The sequence below is a fragment of the Sulfurospirillum diekertiae genome (genome assembly GCF_011769985.2).
Taxonomy (GTDB): domain Bacteria; phylum Campylobacterota; class Campylobacteria; order Campylobacterales; family Sulfurospirillaceae; genus Sulfurospirillum; species Sulfurospirillum diekertiae.
On record NZ_CP039734.2, the window covers coordinates 1,836,574 to 1,858,708 of the forward strand.

General features: G+C 39.2%; 25 protein-coding genes and 1 pseudogene. 4 read left to right on the forward strand and 22 right to left on the reverse strand.

Annotated elements, in window-relative coordinates; translation table 11 throughout:
• The first annotated feature begins 105 nt into the window (after window positions 1-105).
• Window positions 106-630 carry a glycine zipper 2TM domain-containing protein gene (locus FA584_RS09350; protein WP_210394359.1) on the forward strand — a complete coding sequence of 175 codons (525 nt, stop codon included), beginning with the start codon at window positions 106-108 and terminating at the stop codon, window positions 628-630.
• Here the strand turns inward: FA584_RS09350 and bioD are convergent.
• From bioD to FA584_RS09365, 3 genes are all read right to left on the reverse strand, one after another.
• Complete coding sequence (bioD, locus tag FA584_RS09355; RefSeq protein ID WP_096047054.1) at window positions 592-1,266, reverse strand: dethiobiotin synthase; 675 nt, start codon at window positions 1,264-1,266, stop codon at window positions 592-594. The genes FA584_RS09350 and bioD overlap by 39 nt on opposite strands.
• Window positions 1,267-1,338: 72 nt before the next feature.
• Window positions 1,339-1,761: a hypothetical protein gene (locus FA584_RS09360; protein ID WP_096047055.1), complete on the reverse strand. Its 423-nt coding sequence runs from the start codon at window positions 1,759-1,761 to the stop codon at window positions 1,339-1,341.
• Window positions 1,762-1,855: 94 nt separating this feature from the next.
• On the reverse strand, window positions 1,856-2,719 hold the full coding sequence (locus FA584_RS09365) for an AraC family transcriptional regulator (RefSeq protein ID WP_096047056.1): 864 nt from the start codon (window positions 2,717-2,719) through the stop codon (window positions 1,856-1,858).
• 104 nt (window positions 2,720-2,823) lie between these two features.
• Between FA584_RS09365 and FA584_RS09370 the strand changes: the two genes are divergently transcribed.
• Window positions 2,824-3,987, forward strand: a complete 1,164-nt coding sequence (locus tag FA584_RS09370) for an aminotransferase-like domain-containing protein (RefSeq protein WP_167749267.1) — start codon at window positions 2,824-2,826, stop codon at window positions 3,985-3,987.
• Here FA584_RS09370 and FA584_RS09375 read toward each other — a convergent pair.
• From FA584_RS09375 to FA584_RS09450, 16 genes and pseudogenes are all read right to left on the reverse strand, one after another.
• Complete coding sequence (locus FA584_RS09375) at window positions 3,984-4,844, reverse strand: damage-control phosphatase ARMT1 family protein (protein ID WP_096047058.1); 861 nt, start codon at window positions 4,842-4,844, stop codon at window positions 3,984-3,986. The two genes, FA584_RS09370 and FA584_RS09375, sit on opposite strands and share 4 nt — an antisense overlap.
• A gap of 81 nt (window positions 4,845-4,925) precedes the next feature.
• Window positions 4,926-5,282 (reverse strand): 50S ribosomal protein L19, encoded by a 357-nt coding sequence (gene rplS / locus FA584_RS09380; protein ID WP_191342044.1) that lies wholly within the window; start codon window positions 5,280-5,282, stop codon window positions 4,926-4,928.
• Window positions 5,283-5,303: 21 nt separating this feature from the next.
• Complete coding sequence (gene trmD, locus FA584_RS09385; protein WP_191342045.1) at window positions 5,304-5,996, reverse strand: tRNA (guanosine(37)-N1)-methyltransferase TrmD; 693 nt, start codon at window positions 5,994-5,996, stop codon at window positions 5,304-5,306.
• Window positions 5,996-6,535: a ribosome maturation factor RimM gene (gene rimM, locus FA584_RS09390; protein WP_096047059.1), complete on the reverse strand. Its 540-nt coding sequence runs from the start codon at window positions 6,533-6,535 to the stop codon at window positions 5,996-5,998. The genes trmD and rimM overlap by 1 nt, the downstream gene beginning before the upstream one ends.
• Window positions 6,528-6,773, reverse strand: a complete 246-nt coding sequence (locus tag FA584_RS09395) for a KH domain-containing protein (RefSeq protein WP_037959462.1) — start codon at window positions 6,771-6,773, stop codon at window positions 6,528-6,530. Before FA584_RS09395 ends, rimM begins: the two co-directional genes overlap by 8 nt.
• 2 nt (window positions 6,774-6,775) lie before the next feature.
• The gene (gene rpsP / locus FA584_RS09400; protein WP_025345392.1) at window positions 6,776-7,006 is read right to left on the reverse strand and encodes a 30S ribosomal protein S16; all 231 of its coding nucleotides are present in this window, start codon (window positions 7,004-7,006) and stop codon (window positions 6,776-6,778) included.
• Between the two features lie 77 nt (window positions 7,007-7,083).
• Window positions 7,084-8,424 (reverse strand): signal recognition particle protein, encoded by a 1,341-nt coding sequence (ffh, locus tag FA584_RS09405; RefSeq protein ID WP_167749268.1) that lies wholly within the window; start codon window positions 8,422-8,424, stop codon window positions 7,084-7,086.
• A 173-nt stretch (window positions 8,425-8,597) separates the two neighbouring features.
• The gene (locus tag FA584_RS09410) at window positions 8,598-9,326 is read right to left on the reverse strand and encodes an RluA family pseudouridine synthase (RefSeq protein ID WP_167749269.1); all 729 of its coding nucleotides are present in this window, start codon (window positions 9,324-9,326) and stop codon (window positions 8,598-8,600) included.
• A 1-nt stretch (window position 9,327) separates the two neighbouring features.
• Entirely contained in the window at window positions 9,328-10,479 is a 1,152-nt protein-coding gene (gene waaA, locus FA584_RS09415) for a lipid IV(A) 3-deoxy-D-manno-octulosonic acid transferase (RefSeq protein WP_167749270.1), read from the reverse strand.
• A 3-nt stretch (window positions 10,480-10,482) separates the two neighbouring features.
• The gene (locus tag FA584_RS09420) at window positions 10,483-11,202 is read right to left on the reverse strand and encodes a zinc ribbon domain-containing protein (protein ID WP_096047063.1); all 720 of its coding nucleotides are present in this window, start codon (window positions 11,200-11,202) and stop codon (window positions 10,483-10,485) included.
• Between the two features lie 14 nt (window positions 11,203-11,216).
• Window positions 11,217-11,936, reverse strand: coding sequence for a Nif3-like dinuclear metal center hexameric protein (locus tag FA584_RS09425; RefSeq protein WP_167749271.1), 720 nt, complete (start codon window positions 11,934-11,936; stop codon window positions 11,217-11,219).
• Entirely contained in the window at window positions 11,936-12,793 is an 858-nt protein-coding gene (glyQ, locus tag FA584_RS09430; RefSeq protein ID WP_167749272.1) for a glycine--tRNA ligase subunit alpha, read from the reverse strand. Before glyQ ends, FA584_RS09425 begins: the two co-directional genes overlap by 1 nt.
• Before the next feature lie 36 nt (window positions 12,794-12,829).
• Window positions 12,830-13,317, reverse strand: a pseudogene (locus FA584_RS09435) (DUF3972 domain-containing protein).
• A gap of 11 nt (window positions 13,318-13,328) precedes the next feature.
• A complete protein-coding gene (gene purE, locus FA584_RS09440) occupies window positions 13,329-13,823 on the reverse strand; it encodes a 5-(carboxyamino)imidazole ribonucleotide mutase (protein WP_167749273.1) in 495 nt (164 codons plus the stop codon).
• 3 nt (window positions 13,824-13,826) lie between these two features.
• Window positions 13,827-15,092 carry a peptidase U32 family protein gene (locus FA584_RS09445; protein ID WP_167749274.1) on the reverse strand — a complete coding sequence of 422 codons (1,266 nt, stop codon included), beginning with the start codon at window positions 15,090-15,092 and terminating at the stop codon, window positions 13,827-13,829.
• Window positions 15,093-15,821, reverse strand: a complete 729-nt coding sequence (locus FA584_RS09450) for a chemotaxis protein (RefSeq protein WP_167749275.1) — start codon at window positions 15,819-15,821, stop codon at window positions 15,093-15,095.
• A 91-nt stretch (window positions 15,822-15,912) separates the two neighbouring features.
• On the opposite strand from FA584_RS09450, the gene FA584_RS09455 reads away from it, so the two are divergent.
• Both FA584_RS09455 and glnA read left to right on the forward strand, forming a co-directional pair.
• Window positions 15,913-16,692, forward strand: a complete 780-nt coding sequence (locus FA584_RS09455) for a histidinol-phosphatase (protein ID WP_167749276.1) — start codon at window positions 15,913-15,915, stop codon at window positions 16,690-16,692.
• Between the two features lie 72 nt (window positions 16,693-16,764).
• Window positions 16,765-18,195 carry a type I glutamate--ammonia ligase gene (gene glnA, locus FA584_RS09460; protein ID WP_167749277.1) on the forward strand — a complete coding sequence of 477 codons (1,431 nt, stop codon included), beginning with the start codon at window positions 16,765-16,767 and terminating at the stop codon, window positions 18,193-18,195.
• Window positions 18,196-18,424: 229 nt separating this feature from the next.
• Here glnA and FA584_RS09465 read toward each other — a convergent pair whose 3' ends face one another.
• From FA584_RS09465 to FA584_RS09475, 3 genes are read right to left on the reverse strand one after another with little or no spacing between them, the layout of a single operon-like run.
• On the reverse strand, window positions 18,425-20,353 hold the full coding sequence (locus FA584_RS09465; protein WP_167749278.1) for a penicillin-binding protein 1A: 1,929 nt from the start codon (window positions 20,351-20,353) through the stop codon (window positions 18,425-18,427).
• The gene (locus tag FA584_RS09470; protein WP_096047071.1) at window positions 20,350-21,045 is read right to left on the reverse strand and encodes an ATP-binding cassette domain-containing protein; all 696 of its coding nucleotides are present in this window, start codon (window positions 21,043-21,045) and stop codon (window positions 20,350-20,352) included. Before FA584_RS09470 ends, FA584_RS09465 begins: the two co-directional genes overlap by 4 nt.
• Window positions 21,042-22,133 (reverse strand): aminotransferase class I/II-fold pyridoxal phosphate-dependent enzyme, encoded by a 1,092-nt coding sequence (locus tag FA584_RS09475; RefSeq protein WP_338055369.1) that lies wholly within the window; start codon window positions 22,131-22,133, stop codon window positions 21,042-21,044. Before FA584_RS09475 ends, FA584_RS09470 begins: the two co-directional genes overlap by 4 nt.
• Between the last annotated feature and the right edge of the window lie 2 nt (window positions 22,134-22,135).

The window sequence follows — 22,135 nt, forward strand, 5'->3', positions numbered from 1 at the left end:
CCGCTCCTTGATGATTTTGCGAAAATAATAACAAAATTTGACTGTAAGTTTCGTTAACACTTCATTCAATTCTCTGTGGTACAATTCCGCGAAAAAGGAGGTAACATGAAAAAAATCTTTTACGCCCCGCTTCTGTTTGTGAGTTCTCTCCTTTATGCGGAGACCATGCATATGGCAGAAGAGGTACGCGTGATCACCAGTAAACCCGAGTACCGAATGGTCACGTCGCGGGTACCGTACCAAGAGTGTTGGGATGAACAAGTCGCCGTACAATACGCTCCTCCACCACCTAGCGAAGGAAGCGGCGTTGCAGGAGCACTCATCGGCGGTGTCGCAGGTGGCGTTTTAGGACACCAAATTGGTAGTGGCAAGGGTAATACAGCCGCAACTGTGGGTGGAGCCATCGTAGGAACCCTCGTGGGTAAAAATATCGGCGAACAAAGTGCGAGCAGTACACCTCCGCCTCCCGGTTATCGCATGGAACGACGTTGTACCACACGCTATGAAGAAAAAAGTTCTGAGCAGTTTATGGGATACCGCAATACCGCCAATTACAAAGGTCAAACGATCGTGAAGTATTCGGACAAACCCTTAGAGTTTATCCACCTCGACGTCATGGTAACTTACTAAACTTTTGATGATTTCATCGCAATCGTCTTGAAGCGAAAGCACTCTGCCGAATAGTTTTTTAAAAAATGGCAGAGTGATTTCATCGAAACGGGTACGATCACCTCTAAAATTGATGCACCATTCATAATCATCTACCCCTAGACCATCTAAAAGGTGAAGATTGAGCAAAATATCGTTAATACATCCTAGTTGGTCATGCCCAACCAAGAGTGTTTTGGCATGAAAGAGACGAATAAAATCGTACATGTAGAGATCTTCTTCAATCGGAACTAGAAGTCCGCCTGCTCCTTCAATGAGGACAATATCACACAATGCTTCGATCTTTGCGTAAGCACTTTCCAATAACTCTAAACTAATTTTCTTACGCCCTTTTGCAACATAAGGAGCAGCTGGAAGTTCAAATTGATATGGCGTAATATCCCTCATCTTTAGGACTTCAAGTGCAGGATTTAAACGTTTTGCATTTTCAAACAACACTGTAGCGTCTAAAGGATGCGTGATAACACCTGTCTCAATAGGTTTCATAACACCAACCTTGAGTCCTTTTGCGCTGAGTGCTTCAAGAAGTTTAAGAGTGGTATAGGTTTTCCCAATATCCGTATTGGTAGCAGTAATAAAAATTGGAGGGTATTTCATAGAGACTCTTTTTTGCATATTATAACAAAAAAGGCTTAGAAGAAACGGACGCCAAATAGCGTCCTTGTAATTTTAGCCGATGATATAGCGTGTTAAAAATGCAAGCGATGAGGCTACAATATGTGGTGCCCCATACAAAAATGTGGCAAATACTTGTATTAAAATGCTTTTTTTCAGTTTCATTCCAAAAATAATGATTGTCCCAATAAATGTTGTTGCAAAAATATAAGAGAGTGCATGGGTTAACCCATAGCTTGGATTATACGTGATGCTTGCTAGGGCTAATGAAATCACATAAGAAGCTATAAAAAAACCAATTACATTAAAGAGTGTTTCATAGCGCTGAAACTTCTCATAAAAATCTTCTACACTCGGAGCGGGTAAGCCTTTAGACTCTTTAAGTTTCTTAGCAGCAATGGCTCTTTTCTCAAAAAAGAAAAAGACAAATAGCGTTGAAGCAACCCCAATCGGAACAATTAAGAACAGTGCATCCAAAACAAACTCCTTGTGTCATTTTTGTGATCTTTGAAGATTGTAACCTTGGTTTGTTTGGTGGTTGCTTAAAAGGATGAATTAATGATAATTTTATTTATTTAAATCGTACGGGAACACAAAAGTCCAGATCAAACGTCTCATTGGCATTGATAAAATGATTTTTTCGATATACCGCAAAAGAGGGAAGCGATGCCTTTTCGTAATTACTTTTGGGAAGCCATTCATGGTAAATGACATCCATAAATTTTTTAAGATCACCATACACACCTTGCAATGAAAAAACGGCACAAAAGGTTTGAGGGATCCGCATTACACCAACTTCCGCACTTCGATAATATTTTTTACCCAAGGGAAGTTCTAAACATGCCACATAATGACACAAAGAGGACTCTACAAAGCGTGGATTACTATGATGTAACCCAATCATTGTTTGTTCAGAAAAGTCGATACCTTGACGTAATGCCCACTCTTGAAGCTTCAACCACGCCATCTTAATGCTGCGATCATACCCTTTATGCCTCACATAGGCCACATCAAAACTAGGCATCGTACCAATCTTTACATGTAAAGGTTTATCCACAAACGTATAGTCTCTGTTTTCATTGGCTTTGTCCACTTCGCGCCATTTGGTCGGGGTAACACCAAAATTCTCTTTAAAGGCTTGCGAGAAGGAAGCATTGGAGATAAAACCCACTTCATGCATAATGTGCGTTATCGTAGCTTCTGGGTTAAAAAGTAAAAGATTAGCCGCATGTTCAAGCTTAACACGCTTAATGTAAGCGTGCAGACTTTCACTTGTCACTTCTTTAAAAATACGATTGAAATGAAACGGAGACATTGCCACCAAAGAGGAGAGCTCATCCACGCCAAAATTCTTTGCAATATCTCCATGGATATAAAAAAGCACTTCATTGACGCGCTCAATATGATCATTTTTTGTGATTTGTTTCTGTTTCATGAAACAATTATAGCACAAATGGACAAAACTAATCCCTCATTTCATGTGGCTAATACAAAGAAGAAGCGCTATAATTTCGATACATTTTTAATAAAGGCTAGGCAATGCAAACCAAATTTGCAAAACGTGTTACCACCGCATCACGTTCATTTACGCGAACGATCTTAGACTTAACGGCACAAAGCTCCATTATCTCTTTTGCTGGCGGACTTCCTGATGCCGCTCTTTTCCCAAGAGACAGCATTGAAAAACATGCCAAAAAACTTTTTGAGACAGAAGATAATCGTCTGTTCCAATACAGCAATGCTTCCGGTGTTGAGGCGCTCAAAGTTGAGATTGCTAAAAAATATGTGGGCACGACATCAGCAGAAATTATGTTGACCAACGGTTCACAACAAGGGCTTGATTTAGTCTGTAAAACTTTTTTGGATGAAAAAGATTGTATTATCGTTGAAGATCCAAGCTACCTTGCAGCACTGGGGCTTTTCCATATGTACAATGCAACGATCAAAGCAGCGCCACTCAACGCAAACGGTGTTGATACGGTTGTGCTTGAAGCGTTATTTCGCGATTATTCACCTAAATTTTTCTATACGATACCCATTTTTCAAAACCCAACAGGTTATTCATATACCCTTGAAACCCGCAAAGAAGTGGTGCGGATTGCTAAAAAATACAACGTTATTTTACTTGAAGATAGTCCTTATGAAGCTCTACGATATGATGGTGTTCAAACGACAGCCTTTGCTGATTTATTGCCTGAACTCACCATCGCGCTGGGAACATTTTCAAAAACTTTAGCACCCGATTTTCGCATCGGTTGGATGAGAGCACCTAAAGAAATTATCAGTGCATTAACACTCAGTAAAGAGAGTACGGATTTGCAAAATTCTAAGTTTTTTCAACACATTTGTGCAAAGATGATGCAAAGTGGTGAATTACAAGAGCATACCAAAACGTTGATCCAATATTACCGTCCCAAACGAGATGCCATGGTAAAAGCACTCCACACCTATTTTAAAGAGAGCATTGAGTTCGTCGTACCTGAGGGTGGTATGTTTATTTGGGTTAATTTTAAAAAATGTGATGACAGTATGAAACTGTTTGATGTCGCCATCAAAAAAGGGGTTGCCTTTGTGCCGGGAAGTGTTTTCTTTGCCGATAAACGTGTCAGCTCTTACGGACGCCTCAACTACACGAACTCAAGTTTAGAACAGATTGAAGATGGTGTGAAAAAACTCCATGATGCCTATATAGAGCTTAGTTAAATTCCTCGTTTACAGATAATATTACCAAGCTGTGCCCCCACAGCTTGGGCTACCACATTGCATTTCACTTTAAAGAGGAAAAAAATCGGTAACCCTTCGGTTTCGCCTAAACATTCATAGTTTCCCATCCCTTTGGAGATAATACAGTCTGCTTTTTCAAAAATAACACGTGCTTTTTCATTCATATGCTCTATGACAAGACCAGGAGTGGGAACACCACTATCAACAATTACGGCGACTTCATTCATCCCAGAAGCTAGTGCGTCTTTACATGTAAGATCATTGATGATAGGACGACCTCGTACAAAATAGTAAACTTCAATATCTGGATAGAGTTCTGTGATAGTTTGAATGTAGAGTTTATCAAAAATCTCTTCCCCTGCATTGTCTGCTAAGTAAACTAATATTTTTGTCTTTGCCAGTTGAGCCTCAAGGGCATTAAAATCATCAATGGCAAATGGGGTATGGTAAATCTTCTCTAGTTCTTCTTCCAGATCATATAACATCACAGCTGCAAGGTCAATCACATTGCCTGCAACAGCCGTTTTGGTTGCTTCAAAAAGTTTATTGGAACTTGCATTGATTTTTGCTTCGCACAATGGAAGAAAAGCTTTGGCTTTTTGGGAGGAGGCTTTTTTAAAATCTGCATAAAGATCGTCAAGCTTTAAAAGCTCTGCCATTGCTTCATACAAAGGAGCCGCATTCAGTGGAGGGTTTTGGTTTTTATCAAATAATAGAATCTGATTTTGGGCCAGAGTATCAATGGACTTTGCTTGCTCATCATTTACATGTAGGAGTTCACACACACGTTTTGTTTGGTCATAAATACAGGTTAAACAAGGTTCTTGTAAGTTCATGTAATTCTTTTAAACTGGGGTGAAAGGAGAGGAGAAAGAAGGGAAGGCAGTAACACTCTTTGTATTACTGCCAAAAAAGTATTATTTTCTAAGTTCTCTAATTTTTGCAGCTTTACCACGTCTATCTCTAAGATAAAAGAGTTTAGCACGTCTAACAACACCACGTCTAAGAACAACGATTTCTTCAATACTGTCAGAATAGATTGGGAAGATTCTCTCAACACCAACACTGTTTGCACCGATTTTTCTGACCATAAAAGTCTCACCTGTACCCGTACCGCGTCTTGCAATACAAACACCTTCAAAATTTTGAACACGTTGTTTATCGCCTTCAATAATTTTAACAGCAACTCTTAGGGTGTCACCTGCTCTGAATTGTGGAACATTTTTCTCAGAAATCTGTCCTGCTTCAAAAGCTTCAATATATTTATTTCTCATCTATTATCCTTTTTGTTCATTCTAATGCTTCGCGCTAAAGCGAGAAAACAGATCGGGTCTGAAGTATTTTGTTTTAGATTCAGACATTTTATTTTTTAAGCTTGAGATTTTAGCGTGGTTTCCCTTTAAAAACTCTGAGGGCACTGATTTATTTTCATAAATCGGCGGTTTTGAGAAACACGGTGCCTCTAATAATGGGCTCTCAAAACTTTCCATACTGAGAGAATCCTCATTGCCAAGAACTCCTTTAATATTACGACTGATCGCATCACTCATCACAAGACTTGGAAGTTCACCACCCGTTAAAACATAGTCACCTATGCAAAAAAGCTCATCGGCAAATGTCTCAATCACTCTCTCATCAATTCCCTCATAACGCCCACTCACAAAAACCAAATGTTTTTTATGTGCCAGTCGTTTGGCATCGTTTTGCGTAAACAGTTTTCCAGAAGGTGTCGGGAAAATAATATATGCTTCACGTGATGCTTGTTTGATAGAACGTAAAAGATCAAACAAAGGTTGAGGAAACAGTACAAGTCCTGCGCCACCGCTGGCTTGATAATCATCGACTTTGCCATGTTTATTGAGTGTATAGTCCCTTGGATTCAAAAACTCAACACTTAAAAGCTCTTTGGCAATGGCACGTTTTAAAATTGAGTCTTCAAAATAAGAAGCGATCAACCCCTCAAAAAGTGTCACATACGAAAATCGCATTAGGAGTTCTCCAGAATTCCTAAACCATCTTTGCTAAGCACCTCTTTTTTGGCTTTATCAAACATGATGATATAACGCTCAATGTAGGGTAAATAAAAGGTTTTAGCAAGCCCTTTTTTGACTAATGCTTCATCAGTTTTGATAACCAAATAGTCTGTTACAGCAATGCGTTCTATCTCATCTACACTACCCAACACTGTTCCATCTTCGTCGATAACGCGTGCATCAATCAAATCAAACCAAAAAAATTCACCCTCTTTTAGAGCACATTCATTGATCGAATTTTCTTGTGTTGTAAATAACAATGTATTAACAAGCTTTGCAGCTTCTTCTCTACTTTGATACCCAACAAAAGAGATTAGCTCACGTGAAAGATTGAAAGAAAAAACTTCAAGTTCTTCACCTTTTTGGGTTTTAAACTTTTTACCTTTTTTAAACTGCTCAGGGAAATCACATTGAAGGTGAAGTTTAAGTTCACCTTTTAAGCCCACGAGTCGCCCAATTTGAGCGACTTCAATGAGGGAAGATTGATTATTCATCGTTAGCTTTGACAGTCACTCTGTAAGATATACCGTCTTTGGCTTTACAACCAGAGATAAGCGTCTTGAGTGAATTGATCATTTTGCCATCTTTACCAATCAACTTACCGGTATCAATTTTATCTGCATAGATGACAACTTCGCAAAATGTTCCATCAACATCGCTTCGCTCAACGCGTACACCTGCTGGATTGTCTACCAAAAGCTTGGCAAACTCTTCGAGAAATTTGTCAATCATGATTATTTACCCGTGATTTTAGCAACCCTGTCACTCATCTTCGCACCGACGCTTTTCCAGTAAGCAAGTCTCTCAGCATCAAATTTGATAACTTGTGGTTCTGTTAATGGATTATAATAACCGATTGTTTCGATTGATCCACCATCACGTTTTTTTCTACTGTCTGTTACGACGATTCTGTAAAATGGAGTTTTATTTCTACCCATTCGTGTTAATCTTACAACTGTTGCCATTTTTATGGTCTCCTTAAATTTTGTCTACGACTTAGATTTACATGTAAAGTTTACATGCAAGTATAAACCGTCACATCTTAACGAAGATGTGCGTGTTTACTTTGCGAAAGCATATTTTGAAGATCTTGCATTCCCTTTTTACCGGAGAACTTCTTCGCCATTTTTGCAGCATTTGCAAATTGCTTTAGAAAACGATTCACTTCTACTTGAGAAAGTCCTGAACCTTCAGCAATTCTTCTTTTTCGACTGTTATTCAGTAATTCTGGGTCTTCACGCTCTTTTTTCGTCATTGAACCGATCATCGCACGAATGCGCTTCATCTCAACCGAATTTTCCATATCAACATCTTTGAGTTGTCCTGCCATCTGAGAAAGTCCTGGAATCATCCCGATTAAAGACTTCATGCTTCCCAACTTTTTCATCTGTTCCATCTGCTCTAAAAAGTCGTTGAAGTTAAATTCACCTTTTTTAATCTTCTTCGTCAGTGCTTTGGCTTGCTTCTCATCAATAATTGAACTGGTTTTTTCCGCTAAGGTTTCAAGATCGCCCTCGCCCATCAAACGGCTCACAATACGTTCAGGTATAAAATGCTCTAAATCCGCAACTTTTTCACCCACACCGATAAAGCGAAGTGGCACATTCGTTTGCTCAGCAATTCCTAGAGCAACACCACCCTTACCATCACCATCAAACTTACTTAAAATGACACCACTGAGCGTAATTTTTTCATGAAACGTTACCGCACTTTTGACCGCATCTTGACCTGTCATAGAGTCAGCTACGTAAAAGATTTCATCTGGTGTGACTTCTTTTTTAATGGCTTCTAGCTGATCCATCAATTCGGCATCAATGGCTAGACGGCCTGCTGTATCGATTAAAACGACATCATACAAACCCTCTTTTGCTTTTTTCATTGCATTTTTTGCAATGGCAACAGGATTGGCATTTGCCTCTTCAGAGTAAAGATCAATTTCATTAGCAGAACAGAGTTGGCGTAACTGCTCAACTGCCGCTAAACGTTGTAAGTCACAGGCAACGACTAAAACTTTTTTTTGTTTTATTTTGAGATAATTTGCTAATTTGACTGTTGTTGTTGTTTTACCACTTCCTTGCAAACCCACCATCAATACAGTGGTTGGAGGCTTGGATGCAAAAACAAATCCTTGTCTACCAGGAACGGTTAAGATCGTCGTTAAATTTGTTTTTAAAGAGCGTAAAAAATTGACTTGGCCAATTCCTTTTGCTTTCGTTTCCAGTTCAACTTGGCGCACTAAATCACGTACAATTTTATGGTGAACATCGGCTTTGAGAAGCGCTTTTTTAAGGTTCTCTAATGCACTTTTTAAAGACTTTTCATCATCACTGAAACGTATTTTATTTATCGCTGATCGAAACGAATCGGTTAAAACCTCTAGCACAAACTATCCTTTTAATCTATTCACACATACCTGCCTTTGGCAAAGGAATGCAATTTTACACAACAAATACTTTAAACTAAATTAAACCTTAAAACTCATTTGGAAATTTAGAACTTCAGAATGCTTTCTAAAGTCTATTTTTAGGGCTTTTTATGGAATAAATTCTTTTTTTATCAAATGCTAAATTTAATAAAATCTTCAGGTTCTTTTGTTTGAAAAATATAGCCTAAGAGCATGATTTTAGAAGCGTGTAACATCAAACGTTTATATGGACGTCCACCGTATTCAGTATCTCCCAAGATAGAAGCGCCAATACTTTTAAGATGCACCCTAATTTGATGGGTTCGACCTGTTTCAATACGTACTTTAATTTTAGAGCGTTTTCCCTCAATCATCAAAGGCTCAACGTGACTGATTGCATCTCTACCTTCATCACTGATTTTACTGTAAGCCGTATTGCCTTTTTTAATAGTCAAGATTGGAGCATTAATGTCTACAGCTTCAACAATCTTGGCTTCAACAATGGCTAAATACTCTTTTTGAACTTCACGCTTTTTAAACGCATTGACTGCTTTTATACGGAACTCATCATCTTTGGTTAACAGTAAAACGCCACTGGTCTCTCGATCCAATCGATGCAATAATGGTAATTTTTTAATCTCCGCAACCTCTTCTGAGGTCATGAAGGCAGGTTTGTCTACCGCCATAATAAATTCATCTTCAAAAATAACTTTGATAGGTGCAATTTTTTCAACTTTAAATTTAGTGTTTTCAGGTAACTCTCCACGTGCAACACTCACTTTTTTGCTCGCGGAATATACAACACCACGATCGATGAGATCTTTGGCGGCACGGTTGGAGATGCCTTCTTGTAGAGCTAACAATTTATATGCTTTTTCCATTTTATTTTCCTAATATTTGTTCTAATAGTGGCTCTATATCGCCATGATGAACGATAGTACTTTTGGGATAAGTTTCAATACTATCAAAAACGTTTTTTATCTCTTCAGCTTTACATGTAAAGGCATTTGTCACCGCATCAAAAAGCACTTTTTGGTTAAAAACAAACTCACCGCTGATAAGTTTTGTCCCAAAAAATGCAGGTTCTAGTGGATTGTGCCCACCAATGCCATCCACAAAAGAACCGCCCAAGAACACAACATCAGCAATGGCGTACAGGTTAATAAGTTCACCCATTTTATCGCATAAAATGATATCGGCATCCAACGTAGTGTGCCCAGATAAACACATGAAACTTTTACCTACTTTGTCAGCATATGCACTTAAAAGTTTACTTACTTTTGCAAATCGCTCAGGGTGCCTTGGCACGACAATGAGCTGATCATTGGGAAGCAATGTAAGATGCGATAAAATCAACTCTTCTTCGCCCTCATGGGTACTGGCAAGAACAACCACTCTTTTATGAGGTTGCTTTGGATACACATGGCTTACTTCATACCGACTAAACGCCTTAATATTGCCACATACCTGCACGACTTTAGCGCCAAGCGTTTTCAATCTCTGCTCATCCTCAGTACTTTGTGCAAAAATCAGATCTATTGAGTTAAAAATCCAACGATACAACCAAGCAAAACGAACATAGGAAGCATAAGAATTATCGGATATTCGGGCATTGAGTAAAACTGTTTTCATTCCCTTTGCTTTGGCGACAATAAAGAGAAGTGGCCAAAGTTCGGCTTCCATAACGATCAATACTTTTTGTTTTCGTATCCAAAACGGTAGGAATATTTCAAATGGCAAATAGCGTACTTGCGCTAATGGATATTTGGAAGCTTCTCTAAATCCCGTTTGAGTTATGACACTAATACGTACACTTGAAGGCTCAATTTTTTCAATAAAAGGACTTAGTGACCGAACTTCCCCAAATGAACATGCATGAAACCAAACACCTTCCTCTGCAAAGCGAGAATTGTTTTTCAAAAAAAAACGTGCGGGAATTGAATCGTGATATTTTGGCTTAAAACGAAGGTAAATAAGTATTGGCAACGCTAAAAGATAGAGTAGCGTTGCCAATACATAATAAAAAAAAATCAAAGCTTACGCCTTAATTTCCTCAATCTCTTTGTATAAAATACGACCACAATGTGGACAGGTAATAATATCATCTTGCTTTAATACGCTGGCATATGTTTTATCATTCATTCGCATAAAACAGCCATAACATGCTTGTTTTTTAACAGGTACAACCGTACTGTTTTGAGCCCATTTTCTAATTTTTTGATAAAAAGTCAAGATTTTTTGGCTCATTTGTAAAACCAATTCCTCTTTTGCTTGATAAACATTTTTACGTTCTTCTTCAATCGTTTTAATTTGTGAATCAATTGAAGTTTTAATCTCTTCTGCCTCTTTGACAGCTTCTGCAATTTTTTCTTGTAATGCCGCAATATTGGCTTGTTTTAAATCAACAATTTTATCTAGGCGATTAATTTCATCATTGGCAAAATCACACTGCTCTTTTGAAATTTCTTCTTCGAGTTGAAGTGCTTTCACTTCTTTGGCTGTTTTGACCAAAGCGCTTTTTTTCGTAATATCTTTAAGTTTAGCGGAAAGTTCTGCTAAATGGGATTCATTTTTTGCTTTTTTAAGTTTAGCGTCTGCAATGTCCGCTTGGAAAGACTCTGCTTGGAGTTTTAAATCTCTCTCTTTATCTAAAGAAAGTTTCAACATTTTCTCAACTTTGGCAATACGTGGACCAAAATCGTCGATCTCTTTGTCTAACCTGGAAAGCTCAATTAACTGTTCTAAATACTTATTCATATGTTATGTGTCCTCTATTTGTACTCAAACGGATTTTTAGAATTTGATATTATAGCCTTTAATGGCAAATTTTTCAAATAATTGCCCAAACACTCTGGGAAATAGCGCTCGGACTCAAAGTGACCTATGTCCATTAATGAGAGATTATTTTCTTTTGCTTCCATCGCTTGATGATACTTTAGATCACCACTTAAGAAGCAATCGGCTTCAATTTGAGCAATCAAATCGCCCCCAGATCCTGTCGTGATTGCGCAACGTCCAATCCACTCACGTGCACGCACGATTCGTAGATGTTCAATACCCAAAACGTGTTTTACATGTAAAGCCAAATCATCCAAACTTTGGTTCACCTCACAGTAGGCAACAAACTCTTTGGTTTCGCTGACTTCAAAGCCTAGTTTTGAAGCAACATAAGCATTTAAATGGGAGAGATCAAAGTTGGTGTGCATGGCAATCAAACTGATCTTTTTTTGTACCATAATTTGAATTAAATTGGAAGGATATTTTGCAAAATCGAGCTGTTTTAAACCACTAAAAATAAGGGGATGATGCGTGATGATAAGCGAATTTGGCGTTACTTGTTCTAAGAGTGAACCATCGACATCAAGACTAAGGTAGATTTGCTCTACCTCATCATCCAAACTCCCAATCAATAAACCACTGTTGTCCCAACGTGCCTGCGTAGCAAAGGGACTCAGTGTATCTAAAAAATCGTAAAGTGCGCCAAGCGTCATTAACCCACCACTTCTTTGTATTTGAGCGCGCACCCTTTGGCAAGTTCTCGAATTTTAAGGATGTAGTTTTGGCGTTGTGTCACCGAAATTGCTTTACGGGCATCCAAGACGTTAAACGTATGCGAAGCCATCAAACAGTAATCATACGCTGGTAATGGTAAATTCTCCTCAAGGCAGCGTTTACATTCCACTTGCGCATTTTCAAATTGATCAAAGAGCATAGAGACATTGGCGATTTCAAAGTTGTATTTACTAAATTCATACTCGCTTTGTTTATGCACATCACCATAGGTTGTCACACCAAATTTATTTTCATTCCAAATCAAATCAAAGACGGACTCTTTTTCTTGAAGGTACATTGCCAAACGCTCAACACCGTAGGTAATCTCAACAGGCACAGGGCTGCATGGAATACCACCTACTTGTTGAAAATAGGTAAACTGTGTCACTTCCATACCATCCAACCACACTTCCCAGCCAAGTCCCCACGCACCCAGCGTTGGAGATTCCCAATTGTCTTCAACAAAGCGAATATCGTGTTTTTTAATGTCAAGACCCAGCATTTCAAGACTTTTAAGGTAAAGCTCTTGAATGTTGTCAGGACTAGGCTTAATGAGCACTTGAAACTGATAGTAACTTCCCAAACGGTTTGGATTTTCACCATACCTTCCATCTGTTGGGCGACGACTTGGCGCAACATACGCCGTTGCCCACGGTTTGCTACTCAAGCTTCGTAAAAAGGTTGCATTGTGAAATGTTCCAGCACCCGCAGGCATATCGTAAGGCTGGACAATGGTACAGCCTTGATCTTGCCAAAAAGTTTGGAGGTTTAAAAGCATTTGACTAAATGTAAGCACTATTTCTTTCCTTCTTCATTTGTTTACATGTAAAGATTATTTTGTTGGCGGTGTATAACTTTCCACCGCTTTGTTCCACATCATTTTATATTTTCGCTTGGTAAATTCAAGCTCATCTTGTAACAGTTCAAGCTGTTTGGTGAGTGTCTCAATGACTTTACGATCTTCGTCACACAGCTCTTGCATCGAAAAAAGTGCCTCTTTTAAAAAGCGGTTTTCACCTTTAAGTGCATCAAGTGTCTCTTCTTTGGCATCCAACACTTTTTCATGCAGACTTAAAATGGCGCCAACCGTTTTTCAACAAACTCAGAGCTCATTGAGATAGAGGAGCCTTCATAAGTGCTATCAAGGACAATCCCTTTCGTGGCAGGAATCAGTGCTTGTGCGCTACGACTTACTTCAACAAAGCATTTGCCCTCTTCATTCTTCGTGATGAGTTTCCCCTCATCAATCAATGACTGAATGGCAGAAATATCCAAATTCACTAATGTGCTAAACTCTTCAATTCCCATCCAACTGTTCATTGTTTCACCCTTTATAAGATAACTTCAATACCCATAGAATCTGTTTCAACTTTTTTTGCTTTTAAAATACGATCTTCTTTGAGTTTCGCCGCCAATTCTTCATCAGCAAGGGCTAGAATTTCCATCGCTAAATAGGCACTGTTAATAGCGCCTGCTGAGCCAATCGCTACCGTTCCTACAGGCATTCCACCTGGCATCTGAACGGTGCTTAAAAGAGCATCCATACCTTCCATAACGCCGCCTTTCATTGGAACACCAATGACGGGTTTGGTCGTAAGAGAGGCTACCACACCTGCTAAATGTGCTGCCATACCTGCTGCGGCAATAAAGACTTTTGCCCCTTTAGCTTCCGCATTTTTAACATACTCATGGGTTCTCTCTGGACTTCGGTGTGCGGAAGAGACGATAATCTCATGCAATACGCCAAATTTTTCCAGTGTTTTTGCACACTCTTCCATCACAGTAAAATCACTTTTGCTTCCCATTATAATAGAAACGAACTTCACGTTTTATCCTTTTATCTTTACTCTTAAAAATGTGAACCCTGGAAGGGTTGTGGGCAAGACAATCGCATTGACATTGCCGCTGTGTATCTCATCAAACAGTTTGCCACTAGGCGTTTGAAGTTTTTTAAAGCTTATTTTCCAAGAACCATCCTCTTCAAAAATAGTACCGATGTCATTCTCCATCGCTTCAATTTTGAGATGGGTTGGCATGACCAAATCATAGTTTACATGTAAAGATAAAACATCCTTACAAAGACACGTTGCACCATCTTCGTCCACTTGCGCAACCACTTGGTGCGTGCCTTCGCTGATCGAGTGCGCTAAATTTTGCGTGTCATTTTTTTCAAACGGACGGTTCACCAAATAGCCATCGCTAAACCCTCTGTTTTTGGTGGTATCGAGCTCTGCCGTGTATTTGCTCGCATCAAATTGACCGGCATAATAATCCTCAATCGCTTGACGATACGTTTTAGTCGTAATTCCTACGTAATACGAACTCTTCGTTCGCCCTTCGATTTTCAATGAATCAATGACACCTGAGTCTAAGATTTCTTTGACATGCGCGCTTAGATTGAGGTCTTTCGCATTCATAATGTGCGTGCCCTCAACGCTTTCTTCAATACGAAACAGCGTTCCACTCTCTTCGTTATGTGCATAAAGGGTATAGGGGAAACGGCAGTCATTGGCGCAGCTTCCACGGTTGGAGACACGTCCACTTTGCACCGAACTGATCAAACAGCGACCACTATAGGCAAAACACATTGAACCATGAACAAACACTTCCAGTTCCAAATGCGGCAGATGCTTTTTGATCTGTTCCAAATCTTTCAAACTCACTTCGCGTGCCGCGATAATACGCTTCACTCCCATATCAGAATAGACTTCAGCATCAAGGTAACTTAAAACATTCGCTTGGGTTGAAAGATGGATAGGAATCAGAGGCGCAATTTTACGTGCCAGTTTAATCACACCAGGAGCGGCCACAATAAACGCATCGGGTTTCATCGCTGCCACACGCTCAATGTGCTTTTCAAGAAGAGGAATTTGCGCGTTGAAAGGAAAGCCATTGATGGTAGCATGCAAATGTTTTCCTCGTGCATGCGTATAATTGATCGCCTCTTCAAAACTCTCATAGGTAAACTCTTTGCCAGACCTTATGCGAAGGGAGAAGTGACTCACCCCTGCATACACGGCATCCGCGCCATACGCCAGCGCTATTTTTAACTTTTCAAAATTTCCAGCAGGAGAAAGCAGTTCGACGTTTGACACCTATTTTTTTCCTAAACTAGCGATCAACGCTTCAATATCTTCATTGCTCACAACATCTTCTGTTGTTGTGTCACCATGAATATGTACGGCGGAACTAACACGATTGGTATCATCTTTAGAGCCTTCAAACAATGCACTCATGTATTTTGAAAGCGCACGCATCACATTGATAACACGTTCAATTTTTTGGCGGTGAATATCTTGATATTGCATAATGTCCATCGTCATCATAATCTCATCTTCAGCCATTTGGGCATTCATTAAAAGATCTTCAACACGTTCTTTCATCCCTTTGTTGTCATCCAATGCTTTTTGGAATTGATCAATTTTAGGAAATTTTGATACCAATGTTTCAAAAAGCGTTATATTAGATTCAATGAGTTTAATGACCTCTTTCGCATTATCTTCTGCACTCAGCATAAAATTATTGACGATTTCAAGTTTATCAAATACCTGAGTTGCTTTAATTTCAGAGTCTTTGGTCACATCATCCAATTGATGTACCATTTTGTGATCATCTGTTGGTGGTGGTGGTGGCCAAGACATTGTGGATGATGTTCTATATTCATTCATCATTTGGGTCGTAGCTTTGTCATGCTCTTCTTGTTCATTTAAAGCAGTACTCCCCTCTGTCTCTTCTTCTTGGGCGATGCTCTCCTCTTGGGGTGCAGTTTCGTCCATTTCGTCTAAATCGCCCGCCATCAAAGCATCAAGTTCCTCTTGCGTCATAAGCTTTCTCCTCAAAGTGACAAATTATGGTCTATTATAGTGAACTTTTTATATAATTTAACTTTAAGACCCTGATTGAAGGATGCCTACAATGATGATTGATCTTCACAACCATACCCCTTTGTGTCACCATGCGGAAGGGAGTATAGAAGAGTTCGTGCAAGCGGCTCTGCTTCAAAAAATAGATGTTTTTGGCTTTTCAGATCATGCTCCCATGAACTTTGATGAAGACTACAGAATGAGCTTTTCACAAATGGCAGATTATGAGCGTGATGTTTTACATGTAAAAGAAAAGTACCAAGACCAAATCAAAATTCTACTGGCCTATGAAGTTGATTTCTTGCAAGGCTACATTGATGAGCGTGTGCTCAAGCGTAACGTTGATTATTTTATAGGCTCTGTGCATTATCTAGGTTCATGGGGATTTGACAATCCCGAATTTATTGGAGAGTACCGCACTAAAAATATTGATGAAGTGTGGGAGCGTTATTTTGAGGCGATTACGGCTATGGCAAAAAGTGGTTTATTTGATATCGTTGGCCATTTAGATCTCATAAAAGTCTTTAATTATTTACCCAAAAAAGATGTGAGGATGATTGCAAAAGAGGCTATTAAGGCTATCAAAGGCGCCAATATGGCAATCGAACTCAACGCTGCTGGCTTTCGTAAACCAGTGGGAGAGCAATACCCAAGTCATCCACTATTAGAGTTGATGGCAGAGCATGATATTCCAATCACCTTTGGCTCAGATGCCCATGCAGTCGATCATATTGGTTTTTTACAAGATGACCTTAGAGCGATTGCAAAAAACTATGGGTATAAAAAATGTGCAACTTTTGAAAGTAGAGATCGAATATTGGTTAATTTTTAAGCACACTTTTCGACCTTATTTTCAGCTCAATCTGATAAAATTACTGAAATTTAAAATCTTAGGAGTTACAACATGGGTAAATTCGTTAACAGTGTTGAAGAGTTTTTCAAATACACTACTGACAATGAAGTTGAATTTGTCGATTTTCGTTTCACTGATATGAAAGGAACATGGCATCACCTTACATACACTATTGAATCCATTAGTGCTGAATCTTTCACAAATGGTATCCCTTTCGATGGCTCATCCATTGATGCTTGGCAACCAATTAATAAATCTGACATGCTCCTTAAACCTGAGGCTGAAACAGCATTTTTAGATCCATTTACAGCTGATTCTACCGTTGTTGTTTTCTGTGATGTTTTTGACATCTATAAAGGTGAACTCTACGAGAAATGTCCAAGAAGTATTGCTAAAAAAACATTAAAATACCTTGCTGAAACAGGTTTGGGTGATGTCGCTTACTTTGGTCCAGAAAATGAATTTTTCGTATTTGATGATGTCAAAATCAGAGACGACATTAACTGTTCATACTATGAAGTAGACTCTGAAGAAGGTACTTGGAATAGCGCAAAAAGTTTCACTGATGGCTATAACACAGGTCACCGTCCAGGTACAAAAGGTGGATATTTTCCTGTTCAGCCCATCGACTCTATGGTAGATTTACGTGCTGAAATGGTACAAACCCTTAAACAAATTGGTCTTGAAGTCTTCGTTGTACATCATGAAGTTGCTCAAGCACAAGGAGAAATCGGCGTTAAATTTGGTTCTCTTGTTGAAGCAGCCGATAACGTTCAAAAATACAAATATGTTGTTAAAATGGTAGCTCACCTCAATGGTAAAACAGCAACCTTTATGCCTAAACCACTTTACGGTGACAATGGTAACGGTATGCACGTTCACCAATCTATCTGGAAAAATGGTAAAAACATGTTCTTTAAAGAAGGCGAATATGCAAACCTTAGCGACATGGCACGTTGGTACATTGGCGGTGTCTTGAAACATGCACGAAGCGTTGCCGCTTTTACTAACCCATCAACAAACTCATACAAAAGACTTATCCCAGGATTTGAAGCACCTTCAATCCTTACGTACTCTATGCAAAACCGTTCAGCATCTTGCCGTATCCCTTACGGTGCAGGTGAAAAATCTGTTCGTGTTGAGATGCGTTTCCCAGATTCAACTTCATGCCCATACCTTGCATTTGCTTCTATGCTTCTTGCAGGCATTGACGGTATCAAAACCAAAGCTGAGCCTGTTGGTCCAATGGATGAAGACTTGTTTGAGCTTACACTCGATGAAATTAGAGAAAAAGGTATCAACCAAATGCCTCATACCTTAAGAGGTTCACTTGAAGCGTTAATTCGTGACAATGACTATCTTAAACCTGTTATGACTCCAGAATTTTTGGATACCTACCAACACTATAAATTTGAAACTCAAGTTTGGCCAGATGAGGCTAGACCTACAGCGTTCGAATTTAAAACAATGTACTCTTGCTAGTATTTTAATAGCTATCAGGGAGTGGGAAGCTTTTTTGGCTTCTTGCTCCCTTTTTTTATTCCTATACGCTTTCCAAGCTGAGCTTGAAAAACTACGTTACACTGGGTACTAAAGCTTACCTCTATGAGGCAGAGTTAAATCTTACGCTAAATTACTTCTTAGTTTGGCTTGAAAAGCTACGTTGAAGTAGCTTTCTAAAACTTCTTCTCTCTTGGCAATCCATCATCCACTAGAACATCAACCCACTATCTTCTTTGAGTTGTTTGACATTATTGGTTTTTGGGAAAGGTGAGACGTCGGTAAAGAACTCTGTTGTTCCATCAATTTTACGAGACTCAACGCCTTCTGGTATTTTAAATTCACGTGTTGTTTCTGGATGAAGTTCCACATATTTTGTCATAAAGTATTTAAAGGCTGGCGCAGCTGAGCGACCACCTGTTTCACCCTTTTTGAGTGGGGAGTTATTGTCATTTCCAAACCAAGTGATCACTTCAATATCAGGAGAAAAACCACAGAACCAGGCATCCACACTGCTGTTGGTTGTTCCTGTTTTACCTGCAATTTCAATACCAGGCACTTGTGCATTTCTACCCGTTCCTCGTTTGACAACCTCTTTCATCATATCAATCATCAAATAGCTCTGCTTTGGAGAAGTCATTGTTTGTGTTTTGGTTTCATAAACTTTTTCTACACCTTGACGATTAATGATTTTTTTAACCAACATTGGCTCTGTTCTTACACCATAATTTGCAAACATTGAATAAAAACCACTGTACTCTAGGGGAGAGATTCCAAAACTTCCTAGCGCTAAAGAGAGGTCCATGGAGAGATTTTTAAAACCATCTTTTTTGAGTTCTTTATACACACTATCCAATCCCAAAAGCGATAAAAGGTTGATGGTTGCAAGGTTGCGTGAATGAACCAATGCCTCTTTAAGGGTTATCAGTCCTTCAAAATCATTTTCATAGTTTTTAGGTTTCCACTCTTCATCGGTTTCGCTATTGACATAGGTTCGTGAAATATCTGGAATTTCAGACAGAGGAGAGTATCCCCAATCCAACGCTTTTTGGTACAAGAACGGTTTAAAACTTGAACCGGGTTGGCGTTTACTTTGGGTGGCACGGTTAAAACTGCTTTTCGCATAATCAATCCCCCCCACAAGGGCTAGGATATTGCCCGTACCATTTTCCATAACCACCATCGCACCGTTAAGATCCGAAGCATTGGCATCTTTACCCATTCGTGAAACCATGCCATTGTAACCTACTTTGAGCGACTCATGCGCTAAATGCTGAAGTTTTAAGTCAATCGTCAAATAAATTTGATAACCACCTTTTTTAATATCATCATACTCTGTACTTAAGCTTTTAATAACTTCATCCACAACATAAGGCGCACGATTTCGTGTGAGTGTCTCATCATACACCATTGGATGCTCTAGTGTTGATTTCGTATACTCAGCCTCACTGATCCAACCTAAGGCATACATACGATTGACAACCTGATTGGCACGGCTCAACGAAAGATCCATATGTTTTGTCGGATCGTAAGAGCTAGGAGCTTTAGGAAGTCCTACAAGAATGGCGATTTCTTTAAGGGTAAGAGCATCAAGAGTTTTATTGAAATAACCATGTGCCGCTGTTTTAACACCATAGTAGCCATGCCCAAAATAAACATGATTAAAGTAACGCTCCAAAATCTGCTCTTTGGTTAAAGAAGATTCTACGGTATATGCCAAAATAGCTTCATTGACTTTTCGCGTTAACGTCTTTTGACGACTGAGAACCGTATTTTTAATCAACTGTTGTGTAATGGTACTTGCACCTTCGACCATTTTCATGGCATGAATATCTTTTACAAGTGCTCTAAAAATAGCCTCAAGATTAATACCACTGTGCTCAAAAAATGAGGTATCTTCGGTGGCAACTAATGCTTCGATCAAACGTGGAGGAATATTTTTATAGTCCACATATAACCTATTTTCATCATCAAAAAGATTGGCAATGAGTTCACCATTTCTATCATAAATCTGTGTGGTTAATTTTGGTGCATAATCAATAATTTTATAGGCATCAAACCTGATTTGTGCGTATAAAAAAATAAGTGCCATCAAAGCTGCAAATGCAATCATCGTCAAAATTGTTATAATATATTTCACGTTCTAAAACTCCTTTGTCTAAATCCAGACTCTAAAAGTTGCTTCGTATACGCCTCTTTTGGGTCCTGTAAAATATTTTTGGTCAAACCGCTCTCAACGATTTTCCCTTGCTGAATAATGCCAACATTATCGCATAAATGCTCAATGGTACTAATATCGTGCGTTACAAACAGTAGATCAAATTCACACTCTTTTTGAAGCCTTGAAATCAGCTCCAAAACCGTTGTTTTACTCTCTTCATCCAGCGCCGTTGTCGGCTCATCCAAGAGTAAAAGTCTAGGTTTTAGCGACAGCGCCATCGCAATAATAAGACGTTGTAACTGTCCACCGCTCAGTTCAGAGGGAAAACGATCTAAAAAGGCAATATCTAGTTCTACCATTTTCAGGTATTTCTCTGCAATTTCTTCGCTTACCATAAACTGTTGACTAATTTTTGTCAAAGGAGAGAGTGCCGTAAAAGGATTTTGCGGTACAAAAGCGATGCTTTCACCTCGATGCAGTTCATATGAAGCATTATACTCAAGCGATGCATCCAATTCTTGAGGTAACATCCCTAAGAGCGCTTTGAGTGTCAAACTTTTTCCACTGCCGCTCTCGCCAATCAATGCAAACGACTTTTCAAAAGAAAAGCTCACATCAAGCAGTGTTTTCACTTTACTTTTGATGAGAAGCTGTTTACATGTAAAGCTCAAAAGCTCCCCTTTTGGATCAGAGAGCACAACGTTTCTAACTTTTCTACACTCTCACCAAGGCGTGGGATCAGACGCAAAATAGGTTTTGGAACCGTAGGAGGTCGAATCGCTCCCACTAAAAAGCCCTCTTCTATCAATTTTTGTTGAATACTTAGGGCATCGGCACCTTCGCTCAATGGATATGAGCAGATCAACCCTTTAATATTCACGCCCAATACCGTTTTCACAACAGCTTGACGTTTGGCTATTTCAACTTTCAAGCTTGCTTGATTTTTGGAAATGTACACTAACCCTTGGTAGCCCAAGGAAATATCGAACAATGAAGGAGCGGTAGTATAAATAATTGCTTTAGCACGATTTTGTAAAAATTCGCTGATGTGTTCGGAGCATAAAATATACGCACCATAACTTCCCAAAGCTTTTCCCAGTGTGCCCATTTTGATATGGTTGGCTTTGGGTGCAATGTTGTAAAGATCAAACACACCTCGAAGATGCTCACCCACAACACCCACACTGTGCGCTTCATCCACAATCAAAAGCGCATTGTAACGATCCGCTATCTCAAAAATATCAGGATTGAGAAGATCGCCACTCATTGAGTAAATGCCTTCAACGGCAATAATAATACGGTTATGATTGTGTGTATTGATCAAACTCTCCAGATGATTCGCATCATTGTGTTTAAAAAGCAACACCTCAGCATCCACCGTTTTAGAGGCGACCATACCACTGGCGTGATACTCTTCATCCAAAATTAAAAGATCTCGTTTGCGCGGTAACGCCTCAATCAACGAAAAATTGGCTAAAAAACCACTCCCGCACACCAGGGCGGCTTCAAAACCGTTATGTTTAATTAAAAACGCTTCAAATTCTTCATGAATGGGATGATAGCCATTGACTAAAATGGAAGCTTTTGGAGCATGCGTTTTATACTGAGAAACTTGCGCTACGGCATGTTCAAAAAGGGTTTTATTTTCAGCAAAGCCGAGATAATCGTTCGAGCTAAAATCCGCCAAATCGTCATCATAAAGCTTACGGCTTCGGTAGCGATTGGCTTTGGTGATGGCTTGCAGTTCGTTGTGATACATGA